The organism is Tenacibaculum sp. SZ-18 (assembly GCF_002813915.1).
In the GTDB taxonomy this organism is placed as follows: domain Bacteria; phylum Bacteroidota; class Bacteroidia; order Flavobacteriales; family Flavobacteriaceae; genus Polaribacter.
In genome coordinates, this window is record NZ_CP019335.1 from 2,988,016 (window position 1) to 3,002,926 (window position 14,911).

Sequence of the window (14,911 nt, forward strand, 5' to 3'; positions counted from 1 at the left end):
TTGAAAATAGAAAGAAAAAGAATGGAAAACCTTCAAGCCGTAAAACAACGATTCGGAATTATCGGAAACGATATTCAACTTAACAGAGCTATCGAAAAAGCTATTCGAGTAGCTCCTACGGATATTTCTGTTTTAGTAACCGGTGAAAGTGGAGTGGGAAAAGAAAATATACCTAAAATAATTCATCAATTATCCCATAGAAAGCACGCTAAATATATTGCTGTTAACTGTGGAGCCATTCCTGAGGGAACAATTGACAGTGAATTATTTGGTCACGAAAAAGGTGCATTTACAGGAGCAACTCAAACAAGAAAAGGTTATTTTGAAGTTGCTGATGGAGGAACTATTTTTTTAGATGAAGTTGGTGAACTACCTCTAACAACACAAGTAAGATTGCTTCGTGTTCTTGAGAATGGCGAATTTATCAAAGTTGGATCCTCGCAAGTTCAAAAGACTAATGTTCGAATTGTTGCTGCAACCAATGTAAAAATGCAAGAAGCAATTAGTAAAGGTAAATTCAGAGAAGATTTATATTACAGGTTAAGCACAATAGAAATTTCACTTCCTCCATTAAGAGATCGCGGAAATGACATCCATTTATTATTCAGAAAATTTGCTTCAGATTTTGCTCAAAAAAACAGAATACCTGTTATAAGACTAGATGAAAGCGCTAGTAATTTATTGCTGAATTATCGTTTCCCAGGAAATATTCGACAATTAAAAAATATAGCAGAACAAGTTTCTATTATGGAAGAAAACAGAACAATTTCTCCAGAAATATTATCTCAATATCTTCCTAATAACTCAACGAATAATTTACCTGTTTTAGTTGGGAATAACTCTTCTTCTTCGAGTGATTTTGCAAATGAAAGAGATATTATGTATAAGATTTTGTTTGATATGCGTAGTGATATTAATGATCTGAAAAAATTAACATTAGACTTAATGCAAAGTGGAAATATTCAGGAAGTTCAAGAAGAAAACCGAGGTATTATTCAACGTATTTATAATGATGACGACGTTTCGGAAAGTAATATAGAAGTTGTACAAATACCAGAATCTGCCTCAGACAATAATTATGATTTTATTGAGACAATAGAAGAACATGAAAACTTATCTTTACAAGAAAAAGAAGTTGAAATGATTAGAAAGTCACTCGAAAGAAATAAAGGCAAAAGAAAGCTAGCTGCTAAAGAATTAGGTATTTCTGAGAGAACATTATATAGAAAAATCAAACAATACGATTTATAAGAGATTTTGTAAACTTGTTTACTAAAACTAAAAAATGAAAAAAAAATTCTCACTTTTTGCGTCATTAATTTTGTTAATATCCTTAGGATGCGGATCTTATTCATTCACTGGAGGAAGCACAGGAAATGCAAAAACTATTCAAGTAAACTTCTTCCCGAACCAAGCCCCTTTAGTAGAGCCATCTTTAAGCCAAAGATTCACGCAAGACCTGCAAGATTTATTCACAAGACAAACTAACTTAACCTTAGTTAATGCTGGAGGTGACTTACGTTTTGAGGGAGAAATAGTTGGATATAGAATCTCACCTACTACAGCAACAGCTAATCAAACTGCCGCACAGAACAGATTGACCATATCGGTAAATGTTCGATTTACGAATGTCTTGAAAGAAGAAGATGACTTCGAACAACAGTTCTCATTTTATCATGATTATAATGCAGGAGAACAATTAGCTGGAAGTGTATTAGAAGCTGCTTATGACGAAATTTTACCCAGAATTACACAAGATATTTTTAATGCCTCAGTAGCTAAATGGTAAAAGATAGCTACATATACATCTTAAACAATCCTTCTTTTATAGAGAAACAAGATGCAGGAGAAATAAAAGCCGTAATTGACAAGTATCCATACTTTCAATCAGCTCGAGCTCTATTTTTAAAAGCTTTAAAAGAACAAGAGAGTTTCAAATATAACAACGAGCTAAAACTAACTGCTGCTTATACCACAGATAGGTCTATTCTTTTCAACTTTATAACATCTGAACTTTTTAAAGAAAATGAAAAATCAGACGCGAAAAAAGAAACGAAAAATGAGTATTCATCAGTAAATGAATTAGAAAGAGCAAAATCAGATCTCGGAATTGGAGAACCGATAGCTTTCACTAAGAGCGAAACACATTCATTTAATCAATGGTTACAAATTTCAAGTGGAACCATAAAAAAAATTATTCCAATTGAGGAAAAGTCACTTCAAGACAACATTATTGATAAATTTATTGCTAATAATCCTAAAATTTCACGAATTAACAAGAACAGTTTACCAAGTAGCAAAGCTATTGAAACAGTAAAAGAACCTCTGTTAATGACAGAAACTTTAGCTAAAATTTATTTGGAACAAAAGAAATATGATAACGCAATAAAAGCATACGAAATATTAAGTTTGAAATATCCAGAAAAAAGTACTTTCTTTGCAGACCGTATTAAGAAGATAAGAATTTTACAAAAATCATAATAAAGACATGTATTTACCAATTTTATTTTTAATAATCATTGTTGCGATTTTTTTAATATTAATCGTTATGGTACAAAACCCTAAAGGAGGAGGATTATCTTCTACGTTTGGTGGTGGTGGATCAAATATTGGTGGTGTTAAAAACACAAACAGCTTTTTAGATAAAGCTACTTGGACTTTAGCTATCGCTATGTTTGCTTTAATCTTATTATCTAACTTTACAATTGATAGAGGAAATGCAAACAGTGCTCCAGATTTAAAAAACACATTAGAAGGAGTTGAAACTACTGCTCCGGCTGCAACCACTACTCCTGATGCAACAACAAAAGATACTGTTCAGTAATCAAAGTAATTAATAAAATATAATGTACAGAATGCCATCGATGACACGTTGGCATTTTTTTATGTAAAAATTCTAAAGAAATGTCTTCCAAAGAAAAATTGTCAGTTTTAAAGTATTGGCATAGTTTCTGACCTTTTGAAAACTGAAATTTTAAATACAGATTAATCAAAATTTTTAAATAAAATGGGATTAAACATCAAACCTTTAGCAGATAGAGTTCTAGTAGAACCAGCTGCAGCTGAAACTACTACAGCATCAGGAATTATAATACCTGATAACGCAAAAGAAAAACCTCAAAAAGGAACTATTGTTGCCATAGGTACTGGTAAAAAAGAGGAACCTTTAACAGTGAAAGTTGGCGATACAGTATTATATGGTAAATATTCAGGCACTGAACTTAAATTTGAAGGAAAAGATTATCTAATGATGAGAGAGTCAGACATCATGGCTATCATTTAATTTCAAACTAACTTTAAAAAAGAATCAAAATGGCAAAAGATATTAAATTTGATATAGAAGCTCGTGACGGGCTAAAGCGTGGTGTAGATGCATTAGCAAACGCTGTAAAAGTTACTTTAGGGCCAAAAGGACGTAACGTAATTATTTCAAAATCATTCGGATCTCCTAATGTAACAAAAGATGGTGTTTCGGTAGCAAAAGAAGTTGAGTTGGAAGATGCTCTAGAAAACATGGGAGCACAAATGGTAAAAGAAGTTGCCTCTAAAACAAATGATTTAGCTGGAGACGGAACAACAACTGCAACTGTTTTAGCTCAAGCAATTGTAAAAGAAGGATTAAAGAATGTTGCTGCGGGAGCAAATCCAATGGATTTAAAAAGAGGTATTGATAAAGCTGTAACTGCTTTAACAGAAGATTTAGCAAAGCAATCTAAAGAAGTCGGAGACTCTTCAGAGAAAATTCAACAAGTTGCTTCTATTTCTGCAAATAACGATTCTGTTATTGGTGATTTAATTGCTACTGCTTTCGGTAAAGTTGGTAAAGAAGGAGTTATCACTGTAGAAGAAGCTAAAGGAACAGATACTTATGTTGATGTTGTTGAAGGAATGCAATTTGACAGAGGATATTTATCTCCTTACTTCGTAACGAATGCTGATAAAATGATCGCTGAATTAGAAAATCCGTATATCTTATTATTTGATAAGAAGATTTCTAACTTACAAGAGATTTTACCAATCTTAGAACCAGTTGCACAATCAGGCCGTCCTTTATTAATTATAGCTGAAGATGTAGATGGACAAGCATTAGCTACTTTAGTAGTAAATAAATTAAGAGGTGGATTAAAAATTGCTGCTGTAAAAGCTCCAGGATTTGGAGATAGAAGAAAAGCAATGTTAGAAGACATCGCTATCTTAACAGGAGGAACTGTAATTTCTGAAGAAAGAGGATTCTCTTTAGAAAATGCAACTTTAGATTTATTAGGAACAGCCGAAACAGTAACCATTGATAAAGACAATACTACTGTTGTTAATGGTGCAGGAGATGAAACTCAAATTAAAGCTCGTGTAAACCAAATTAAAGCTCAAATTGAAACTACAACTTCTGACTACGATCGAGAAAAATTACAAGAGCGTTTAGCTAAATTAGCTGGAGGAGTTGCTGTATTGTACGTTGGAGCTGCTTCTGAAGTTGAAATGAAAGAAAAGAAAGATCGTGTTGATGATGCTTTACATGCTACTCGTGCTGCTGTCGAAGAAGGAATTGTTGCTGGAGGTGGAGTTGCTTTAGTTAGAGCTAAAAAAGTATTAGAAACATTGACTACTGAAAACCTTGATGAAACTACTGGAATTCAAATTGTAAATCGTGCAATTGAAGCTCCTTTACGCACAATCGTAGAAAACGCTGGTGGAGAAGGTTCTGTAGTAATCAATAAAGTATTAGAAGGTGAAAGTAACTTCGGATATGATGCTAAGACTGAAGAGTATGTTGACATGCTTGAAGCTGGGATTATTGACCCTAAGAAAGTAACACGTGTTGCATTAGAAAATGCTGCTTCTGTTGCTGGAATGATTTTAACAACTGAATGTGCATTAGTTGATATTAAAGAAGATGCACCAGCTAGTGGAATGCCTCCAATGGGTGGTGGAATGCCAGGTATGATGTAATCCAAAAATCAATATATTTAAAAAAGCAATCTCATTTGAGATTGCTTTTTTTTTGACTAATTATCGTTTACTCAACGAAACGACCCGTTTACTCATTCAAGTCAGGTTTTCAACAATTATTTACTAATTTTAAGTAGTTGACCATGAAAACTATAGATGAAAAAACTTCCCTTTCTATTTAGATTATTAGGTATTTATTCAGTATTCCCTGAAGAGGAAATAAACAATGAAAAAGATACTACATACTTTGAAAACACTCGTCAATTTCCCTTTTTATATTTAAACAAAACTAGCTTCTTAAAAGGAGAAGAATTTGGGTTTAAAAATTATATTCAAGAACTAAACTCTCAAAACCCTCATCTAACAATAACCAATCATATTACATTATTCAATGAAAAAACAAGCTTAAAACAAAAAATTGCTCTACATGGATCTGATTCTAAATCAACAAAAATTATGGAAGCTGTTGGAAAAACTGATCGATTTGGCAGACCTGCATTCAGAATATTCCTTGATGAATATCATGTTTCACAAAATCATCGAATTTTAGAGCAATTATATTTATATACTAGAAGCGAAACTTTCTGTGGACGTAATTTTGATAAACTGAGTAAAGAAATACACCTTTACTCTTTATATCCTTCAAGTTATGAGTATAAAAGAACACTATATACTCAAGTAAAAACATCTTTAGATTTTGTCTCGAAGAAACAATATTACAAACCTTTTTACTCCTTTTTTACCAATAATACTTACAAAAAATATGGAGATGTATTTTGGGAATCTGATTTACAAATTGAACCATCTTTAAACAAGACAATTGTAATTCCCGCTCATTTACAAGATAACATTCAGGTCTGCATTAAAGGGATAATGAAATCATAAATATTAATTTCAAAAAACTAACACTTTAAGTAAAAAAATATACTAACCAAAAACAAAACGTTATGAACAAAAAATTACTATTACTAATATTGATTACCTTAAATGGATTCTTATTCTCTCAAAATGAAATTGATAAAAATTACATTGATTATTTTTCAAATACCCGAGAAATACCTTATCTGCACTTAAATAAAACTAGCTTTTTACAAGGTGAAGAAATTTGGTTTAAAGCATATATACAAGAACAAAACTCAAATAAGTTACATTCAACCACCACGAATCTTTATGTTTCCATATTTAATGATAAAGCCTTGCTAATTAAACAAAAACTGATTCAAATTACTAATGGTGTTGGAAGTGGAAGTTTTCTACTTGACTCTACATATACAGATAGTAAATACTACTTAAAAGCATCTACAAAATGGATGAAAAACTTCACAGAAGATAATGCTTTCTACCAAAAAATAAAACTTATTAAACAAGTTGAAAATAAAGATAACACCACTGCTCTTGAGCAAGATTTTTATGAGTTTAAATTATTTCCAGAGGGTGGTCATTATGTTGCTAATACTTTAAATAATATCGGTTTATTAATTAAAGATTATAAGAATAAAGGAGTTAAGATTCAAAAAGGTACAATCAAAGATTCAAACGGAAATACAATTCGTCATTTCAACACAAACTCTTTAGGAATGAATAGTATCCGATTGTTTCTGAAAGAGAATGATATTTATACTTTCTATGCTACTTTAGATAATGGATCAGAAATAAAAGCTGTACTACCAAAACCAGAAAATAAAGGGTTCTCGCTTTTACTAAATAATAGCAACTCAAAAAATGTAAGTTTAAACATTATTACAAATAAAGAAACATTAAAAGATTTTGCAGGAAAGGAATTTAGAATTTTAGTTCATAATACGCGTAGTTACCGAAATTTCTTGTTTACATTAGATGCTAAGCAAATCAATTATGGTTTAATTTTAAAAGAACATGAAGTAAATCCAGGTATAAATATTATTACCATTTTTAATGATCAGAATAAACCTATATTAGAACGTATATTCTTTATTAAATCAGATGATTTATTCCAAGATGTAAAATTAAACTCAATAAAATCACAAAGGAATGATTCAATAGCAATTAAATTTTCAAATCCAACTAATGAAAGTATTACTGCGAGTGCATCTTTTCTTCCAATAAATACAGAAGCATATCAACCTGAAAACAATATAATTTCTTCATTTCTTCTTAAACCTTATGTAAAAGGTCGTATCGAAAATGCTGTAAAACTTTTAGGAAAATCGTATAAAGGACAACAACGAGATTTAGATCTTCTTCTGCTTACTCAAGGTTGGAGTAAATACAACTGGAATTCAATTTTTAATAATCCACCAAAAACAAATCATACTTTTGAAAATGGAATTGACGTTACTTTAAATATAAACAAACGTTTGACTTCAAAACAATCGATTGTTTTAACTTCAAAGGAAAATAATCTTGTTCGAATAATTACTCCAACAGAAACTCCATGGGTTCTAAAAAACTCTTTTATCAAAAAAAATTCTACCCTAAACCTTGGATTAAGTAGTAATGGAAACTATTTCAAAGTTTTTCCTGCCATCTCTTACTCTGGTAACACTTTAAATGAAAATATTGACATCTCGCGGTTTCCAACAAATAAAAACTTAAAACTAGAAGTAAGTAACTTTAAATCATTAAAAAGTGAATTTGAAGCACTAGATGAAGTAGAAGTCACTGCTGTAAGAAATAGAAGAAAAACAAAAAATCAAGATAATATTTATGGTGGGGTAACAATGCTAACAAGCGTAAAAATGGATAATATTATCGTTGCTTCCGGTGAAACAGTAGTTGACTTTTTAAGATCTAAAAATTACGCAGTAGTAGATAATGAAATAGGAGACTTGACTATTGTTCCTCGTGGATTAAACTCTTTAACTGGAATGCAGATTACAGGATTAAATCCAACACCTGAAGGAGGAGATGAAGAAAGTCAACCAGTAGAAAGTGAAAGTTTTGATAACTTCAGTGAAAGATTTGGACGACCAGCTGTTCGGGTATTTTTAGACGGACAAGAAATATCGCAATCTCTATGGATGCTAGAAATCATTTATTTAAATACTGTTAAAGAGATATTTTACGGTAGAGATCCGTCAAGGCTAGGTGAACAAATTCATATTTACAGATTAAATCCTACAGAATACCTAGATAAACGGGCAAATTTCTCAAACATTCAAATACCTGTTGGATTCGCTACTGAAAAAGAATATTATAATCCTATTTATCCATCTTTTACCAATGAAACCTACCAAAAATATGGTTGTGTTTTTTGGGAACCAACTCTAACTATTAAAGCCAATTCAGATAAAACCATAAAAGTTCCTTTAAACTCACAAAAAGAATTAAACGTTTATATAGAAGGAATCACAGAATCTGGAAAACTAATTTCGAAGAAAGTGAATTTATCAAAATAATTATTCACCTACTAACAACTAAATATGCACATGACAAAAAATATTTTAATTATTCTGTTCGGAACACTCATAATTCCTTATTCGATTTTTGCACAGATAAAAATTGACAGTAGCTATGTTAAGTATTTCGAAAATACTCGAGAAGTTCCATTTTTACATTTTAATAAAACTAGTTTCTTGCGAGGTGAAGAAATTTGGTTCAAAGCTTATATACAAGAGCAAAACACTCAAAAGTTGCACCCAACAACTTCAAATTTGTATGTGTCAATATTTAATAAAAACGGCACCTTAAAAGATCAGCAATTAATCCATATTAAAAACGGACTTGGACATGGAAGTGTATTACTGGATTCAACTTACACAGAACAATATTATCACATCAAAGCATCTACGCGATGGATGAAGAACTTTAATGAAGACAATGCTTTTTATCAAAAAATAAAGATCATATCTAAAAACGATAAAAAGTATTCAGTTGTACAAAATGAAAAAGATGCTTTTGAATACAAACTATTTCCTGAAGGTGGACATCTAATTGCAAATGCCATTAACTCTATTGGAATTCTAATAAAAGACAAGAATAACAAAGGACTCAAAATAGAGAAAGGAATTATTAGAGATCAACAAGACAACGTTATAAGACAATTCACTACAAATGAATTAGGCATGAACAGCGTTCGGCTTTTTGTAAAAGAAAATGAAATCTATCGTTTTTCTATCCTTCTATCCAACGGGAAAGAATTGAACGCTTACACACCTAAACCAGATTCGAAAGGAATCACATTAAATGTTGTAAATAAAAATTCAGATAAAGTAGCACTTCATGTTATAAGCAATAAAAACACTGTTCGCGAATTGCATGGAAAGCGTTATCGTATCATGATTCATAACACAAGAAAATTTAGAAACTTTTACTTTTCTTTTAATCACACAAAACAAAATTATTTCTTACCAATTCCAAAAGAAGAGCTTTTTCCTGGAATTAATATTGTGACCGTTTTTAATGAAGAAGACCAACCTATTACGGAAAGATTAACTTACTTACATTCTGAGGAATTGTTTCATGAACTCAAACCTATAGTAAAAAAGGCTTCTCCAGATTCACTAAAGATAACATTTACTAATCCTACCAAAGATGTAATCTACTCAAGCGCTTCCTTTCTTCCTTCAACAACAAAAGCATACAATCCTCAAAATAATATTATGAGCGCTTTTATTCTAAAGCCTTACATAAAGGGTGAAATAGAAGATGTACACTCATTATTTGATCAAAAAAAGGATTCCAAACTAAGAAGACTAGATCTCCTACTTCTTACTCAAGGTTGGAGTAAATACAAATGGAATAATATTTTTAATAATCCATCTAAAACAATTTTTCCTTTCGAAAATGGAATCGATTTAACGGCTAAATTTAATTCCTCAATTTCGAGTAAACAATCTATACTTTTATTTTCAAAAGAAAATAACTTATTACATACAATTCAACCCAATGAAAATCCTTGGACTTTTAAAAATAGCTTTATAAAGAAAAAATCAACTATTGAGTTTGGTGTGAACAAAGACGATAGAATCACTAGAATTGCTCCTGCTCTATCATTTTCAGGAGGCACTTTATTAGACAGGTTAAACAAAGAACAAGTATCAAACGAAGTTTTTGTAAACGAATTTGAAACCTCTAATTTCAAACCTTTGAAAGGTGAATATGAAACTTTAAATGAAGTTGAAGTTCGAGGAATAAAAGATAAAAACGTTAAAGAAGATCCAGAAATTGGTGTATACAGAAAAATAGACATGGAAAAAGCTATAACTAACTCTGGAATGGATTTAATAGAATTTATAATTTCAAAAACGCCACCATTTAAGCCAATATCAAGAGTAGAATTAAACGGCAGAAATGTGATACGTGAACCTTGGCTCTTAAAGGGAGTATATTTAGATCAAGTTAAAAGTGTTCATTATGGAACCGATATACAAGTTGTTCTAGGTCAACCTGCTTATGCTTTTTTTATTTTCACCTACTCCAATATAGAGATGGTTCGCAAAAATTCTTCTACTAGTAAAATTAAAATGCCGGTTGGTTTTGCAACTGAAAAAGAATATTATTCACCTAAATATCCTTCACTATCAAATGATACATTCAAACAATATGGAGCAATATTTTGGAAACCTAAAATTGAATTGGGCTCGGAAACAATTTCTAGTATAACCATTCCAATTTCAATTCAAAGAAATGTTACAACTTACATAGAAGGTATTACTTCTTCTGGGAAATTAATATCACAGAAAGTTATTTTAAAAACTGATTAAACAAAAACTCCCAACAAAAAATGTTGGGAGTTTTTGATTCTTAGTGATGATTTTTCACTACTTCTTCATCACGATATTTACAACACGGATCTAACTTCCCATAATCTTCGTCAGTCGCTTTTATTTCTTTAGTATCATGACCTGCTTTAGCCATACTTTGACAAACGGCCTTCTTATTTGTTTTACGCTCATCAATAATAACTGTTAATTGATGATTTTCTAAATTCCAACTTGCAAACTTCACTCCTTTTGTATTTAAAGCGGCTTTTTCTATTCGCTTTTTACACATCATACAAACTCCGTCCACTTCTAAAGTGTATTTTGCATTTTTCTTCTTTTTTTGTGCTTGTCCAGCAAATGCTACCAACACTAAACAAATAATTGTGATAATTTTCTTCATAATATTTTAAATTAAGGGTTAATCTATTTTAAATCTAAATCCTGCATAATAAGCACTTCCAAAAATAGGAGCATATACAATTGTACTATCAAAATTTGCTCCAAATGGATCGTCACTTCCTAAAATAGGATTATCTTGTTTTACATTTGTTATGTTTTCTCCTCCAATATATACTTCAAACTTATCAGAAAACACTTTTGTAATTTGAGCATTTAATAAATTATATCCATTTGAATATTCTGGCAATTGCAATGTCACTGGATTTGTTGATGTATTTGGCAGTCTCTGTTCTCCAATAAAATTATAAGTACTATCAAACTTCCATAAACCACCATTCTCATTCTTATTAGTTTCATATGATGCATTCATAAAGAAACGATGCTGTGGTTGAATTGGCTTGGTTAAATTTCCTGAATTATAGTCTGTACTAACATCAAAAAACTTGTAGGCTGTTCTAACGTTAAAATTATCAAATGGAGAATAATTAGTTTCTACCTGAAAACTGTTCGCTACACTACTTCCATCTAAGTTATAAAAAGATATTTGTTGCGGATTTTCCCAGTCTACAACAACTTGGTTTTCAAAATTTGTTTGATAGAAATCGAAAGTTATATCTCCTTTTCTTTCAAATAATCTGAATCCTTGTAAAAAAGACACTCCATAATTCCATGCTTTTTCTGGATTTAAACCATAAATATTTCCTCCATTGTTAAGAATATTTATCTGACGAGATGAAGCGAATAATTGCTGATTTTCAGCAAAAATATTGGCGCTTCTTACTCCTCTTCCAAATGAAGTTCTGAATACTCCTTTTTCCCAAGGCACATAACGCAGGTGTAATCTTGGTGTTAAAAACGTACCTATTAAATTATGATGATCCAAACGAAGTCCAGCAGTTAAACTGAAATTATCGCTATTATCATATCCATATTCAAAGAACACTCCTACCGAGTTTTCGTCTCTTGAAAAATTAGTTGATTCTACTAATTCTTGATAATCGTCGTATGTAAAGCTGATTCCAGTTTTAAATTTGTTTCTTGTATCTCCAATAATAGAATTGAAAATATAATTCGCATAAATACTTTCATGCTTTATATTGTAATCTCTCAAACCAAAATACGATTCCTGATCGTGATTACTATATGCCAACTGTAATCCCATGCTTTGGAAAGGTAATTCAGGAAAAACATAACCAAGTTTTCCGGAAAAATCTATTCGTTGCGTTTTTATTTCACTTCCCCAAATAGTATTGGATCCTATATTTACATCGGGATTAAATTCTAATTCTCCTGTTTGTTTACGATCATCTAAAAAGCGAAAGTTTAAAAAACTAACCCAGCCCGTTTGGTTGTTTACATATTGCCAACGATTCATTACATTTATTTGCTCAGCCAATGGCGCGTCAAGGAAGTTATCTCCATTACTATCAAATTTCTGACTCCTTAAATCTCCGTGTACATATAAACCTGTGTACCATTTATCACTAATTTTTTGATTATAATGAGTATTTAATTCTAATCTACCATTTAAGTTTCCATAACCATTAACAAAAAACTTCTTATCCGTCAGCGGTTTTACTAACTCGGCATTAATTTGTCCAGAAATACTTTCATAACCATTAACAACGCTTCCTGCTCCTTTACCTATTTGAATGCTTTCTACCCAAGTTCCTGGTGTAAAAGTAAGTCCATAAACCTGTGAAGCACCACGAACCATAGGAATATTTTCTTGTGCAATTAATAAGTAAGGACTATTTAATCCTAACATTTGAATTTGTCGAGTTCCTGTTAAAGCATCTGAAAAATTCACATCAATTGACGGGTTTGTTTCGAAACTTTCAGCAAGATTACAACAAGCAGCTTTTAATAATTCTTCACTATTTACCGTAAACACATTTTGTGTTTGTAAGAAAGATCTTGAAGTTGCTTGTTTCTTCGTGTTAATTGCGATTTCGTCCAGTGTATTTTCTTCTGTAAGAAAATGATATATTGGCTTTAAATTATATACATCTATGGTATCTGTTTTATAACCTACAAAACTAATTACTAACTTCTTATACTCTTTCTTATACGGTATTTCGAACCAACCTTTTTCATTTGTAGTGGTTCCAATGGTGGTATTTAACCAGTAAACGTTAGCTCCGAAAACTCCTAGATTATCTTTTGGATTTGTTCTATCCATAATCATTCCTTTGAGTGTTTCTTGAGCTATCAATTGTGCGCCTACTAAAAATAAGGCACAAAAGATAAATTTAAATTTCATGTATTTAATATGATTTATGTTTTAAATTTTTTGTTTGCTTAATAGCCTAAAAAACGTTCTAAATCATATGATGTAAACTTCGTGAAGTACTTGTAAATCTTTAATAAGTTTGGGAGGAATATGATGTATATTCTCCTTTTTCTGTTGTGACTCAGCAAGAAATAAATTCTTGTAAGATTGAATAAAAGCAACTAAAAACTGTTGCTTCTCAAGATCAAATTTTTCAATTGAATTTTTTAAGTCATCCTGACCTTCAATTTTTTCAACTTCATCTTTACAACATTTTTTCTTTTGAATTACTTGAGGACTATCACAATCTTCCTCACCTAATTCTTCAGCGCAATCTTGTGCATCTCCAAAAAATGATACATCAACTAAAAAGTCACCACAATAATGCTTCTCTACAGTAAAAGAAAATGTAGAAAAAAGCAATAATACTGCTAAAAGAATCGATGATATTTTAACCAAAATAACTTTCATTATCGAAACAAAGATAAAAAACGAATAATCAATTACTCTTCTTTTTAACTTTTTCATAACGAAAATTAGATAAATGGGTCATATGAATCGACGAATAGAATTAAATTTTTCTCTCCACAACATACTCGATCATCTGATGAAGCGATCTTTTGTATTCTGAATCTGGGTAGTTTTCTAAAATTGCAAGCGCTCTATTTTTATACTTATGCATTTTCTCAATAGTATATTCTAAGCCTCCTGTTTCTTTTACAAAAGTGATTACTTCTTTTACTCGCTTCTTGTTTTTGTTGTGATTTTTTACCGAATTAATCAACCATTTCTTTTTTTCATAAGAACAGTTATTTAAAGCATAAATTAAAGGCAAAGTCATTTTTTGCTCCTTAATATCAATCCCAGTGGGCTTTCCAATTTTTTCCTCGGTATAATCAAACAAGTCATCTTTAATTTGAAAAGCAATACCAATGTACTCTCCAAACTTTCGCATTTTTTGTACCGTATCGTTGCTTCCACCAACAGATGCAGCACCTATAGCGCAACAAGCAGCAATTAAAGTGGCTGTTTTTTGACGAATAATTTCAAAATAAACATCCTCTGTTATATCTAATTTTCTTGCTTTCTCAATCTGTAATAACTCTCCCTCGCTCATTTCTCTTACTGCAATCGAAATCAGTTTCAATAAATCGAAATCTTCATTATCAATTGAAAGTAACAACCCCTTTGATAGAAGAAAATCACCAACTAAAACTGCTATCTTGTTTTTCCAAAGTGCATTAATTGAAAAAAAACCTCTACGACGATTACTATCATCTACAACATCATCATGAACTAAAGTTGCCGTGTGAATTAATTCTACCACAGAAGCCCCTCTGTAAGTTCTTTCGTCAAAACCACCATTAGAAACCATTTTTGCAACCAAAAACACAAACATAGGTCGCATTTGCTTTCCCTTTCTTCTTACGATATAATAAGTAATTCTATTTAATAAAGGAACTTTGGAAAGCATTGAATCTTTAAATTTAGATTCAAATAGTTCCATTTCTTTTGCTATCGGAAGTTTTATTTCTTCAACAGGTTTCATTCAAGGCCTCCTTTCTCGATGAGTGTTCAAAAGTACAGAAATTAATTAAATTGGTTATCT

13 protein-coding genes are annotated in these 14,911 nt (G+C 31.0%); 9 read left to right on the top strand and 4 right to left on the bottom strand.

All coding sequences use genetic code 11. The annotated features are described in order from the left end of the window. Window positions 1–21 precede the first annotated feature (21 nt). The 9 genes from BTO06_RS13425 to BTO06_RS13465 all read left to right on the top strand — a co-directional run bounded on the left by BTO06_RS13425 (window position 22) and on the right by BTO06_RS13465 (window position 10,631). The gene (locus BTO06_RS13425) at window positions 22–1,251 is read left to right on the top strand and encodes a sigma-54 interaction domain-containing protein (RefSeq protein ID WP_100926792.1); all 1,230 of its coding nucleotides are present in this window, start codon (window positions 22–24) and stop codon (window positions 1,249–1,251) included. Between the two features lie 34 nt (window positions 1,252–1,285). After that, window positions 1,286–1,789, top strand: coding sequence for an LptE family protein (locus tag BTO06_RS13430; RefSeq protein WP_100925799.1), 504 nt, complete (start codon window positions 1,286–1,288; stop codon window positions 1,787–1,789). Then, window positions 1,783–2,481 carry a hypothetical protein gene (locus BTO06_RS13435; RefSeq protein WP_100925800.1) on the top strand — a complete coding sequence of 233 codons (699 nt, stop codon included), beginning with the start codon at window positions 1,783–1,785 and terminating at the stop codon, window positions 2,479–2,481. The genes BTO06_RS13430 and BTO06_RS13435 overlap by 7 nt, the downstream gene beginning before the upstream one ends. Window positions 2,482–2,488: 7 nt before the next feature. Further along, window positions 2,489–2,824, top strand: a complete 336-nt coding sequence (gene secG, locus BTO06_RS13440; RefSeq protein ID WP_100925801.1) for a preprotein translocase subunit SecG — start codon at window positions 2,489–2,491, stop codon at window positions 2,822–2,824. Between the two features lie 183 nt (window positions 2,825–3,007). Then, window positions 3,008–3,283, top strand: a complete 276-nt coding sequence (locus BTO06_RS13445) for a co-chaperone GroES (RefSeq protein ID WP_100925802.1) — start codon at window positions 3,008–3,010, stop codon at window positions 3,281–3,283. Between the two features lie 29 nt (window positions 3,284–3,312). Further along, a complete protein-coding gene (groL, locus tag BTO06_RS13450) occupies window positions 3,313–4,947 on the top strand; it encodes a chaperonin GroEL (protein WP_100925803.1) in 1,635 nt (544 codons plus the stop codon). Between the two features lie 156 nt (window positions 4,948–5,103). Then, window positions 5,104–5,832 carry a hypothetical protein gene (locus BTO06_RS13455; protein WP_100925804.1) on the top strand — a complete coding sequence of 243 codons (729 nt, stop codon included), beginning with the start codon at window positions 5,104–5,106 and terminating at the stop codon, window positions 5,830–5,832. Window positions 5,833–5,894: 62 nt separating this feature from the next. Then, window positions 5,895–8,324, top strand: coding sequence for a hypothetical protein (locus tag BTO06_RS13460; protein ID WP_100925805.1), 2,430 nt, complete (start codon window positions 5,895–5,897; stop codon window positions 8,322–8,324). Between the two features lie 30 nt (window positions 8,325–8,354). Next, a complete protein-coding gene (locus BTO06_RS13465; RefSeq protein ID WP_157811865.1) occupies window positions 8,355–10,631 on the top strand; it encodes a hypothetical protein in 2,277 nt (758 codons plus the stop codon). A 40-nt stretch (window positions 10,632–10,671) separates the two neighbouring features. On the opposite strand, the gene BTO06_RS13470 is transcribed toward BTO06_RS13465, so the two are convergent. The 4 genes from BTO06_RS13470 to BTO06_RS13485 form a co-directional block, all read right to left on the bottom strand. Further along, window positions 10,672–11,031 carry a heavy-metal-associated domain-containing protein gene (locus BTO06_RS13470; protein ID WP_100925807.1) on the bottom strand — a complete coding sequence of 120 codons (360 nt, stop codon included), beginning with the start codon at window positions 11,029–11,031 and terminating at the stop codon, window positions 10,672–10,674. Between the two features lie 18 nt (window positions 11,032–11,049). Next, complete coding sequence (locus BTO06_RS13475; RefSeq protein WP_232731464.1) at window positions 11,050–13,293, bottom strand: TonB-dependent receptor; 2,244 nt, start codon at window positions 13,291–13,293, stop codon at window positions 11,050–11,052. A 63-nt stretch (window positions 13,294–13,356) separates the two neighbouring features. Beyond that, complete coding sequence (locus tag BTO06_RS13480; protein WP_100925808.1) at window positions 13,357–13,830, bottom strand: HYC_CC_PP family protein; 474 nt, start codon at window positions 13,828–13,830, stop codon at window positions 13,357–13,359. A 43-nt stretch (window positions 13,831–13,873) separates the two neighbouring features. Beyond that, entirely contained in the window at window positions 13,874–14,851 is a 978-nt protein-coding gene (locus BTO06_RS13485) for a polyprenyl synthetase family protein (RefSeq protein ID WP_100925809.1), read from the bottom strand. Between the last annotated feature and the right edge of the window lie 60 nt (window positions 14,852–14,911).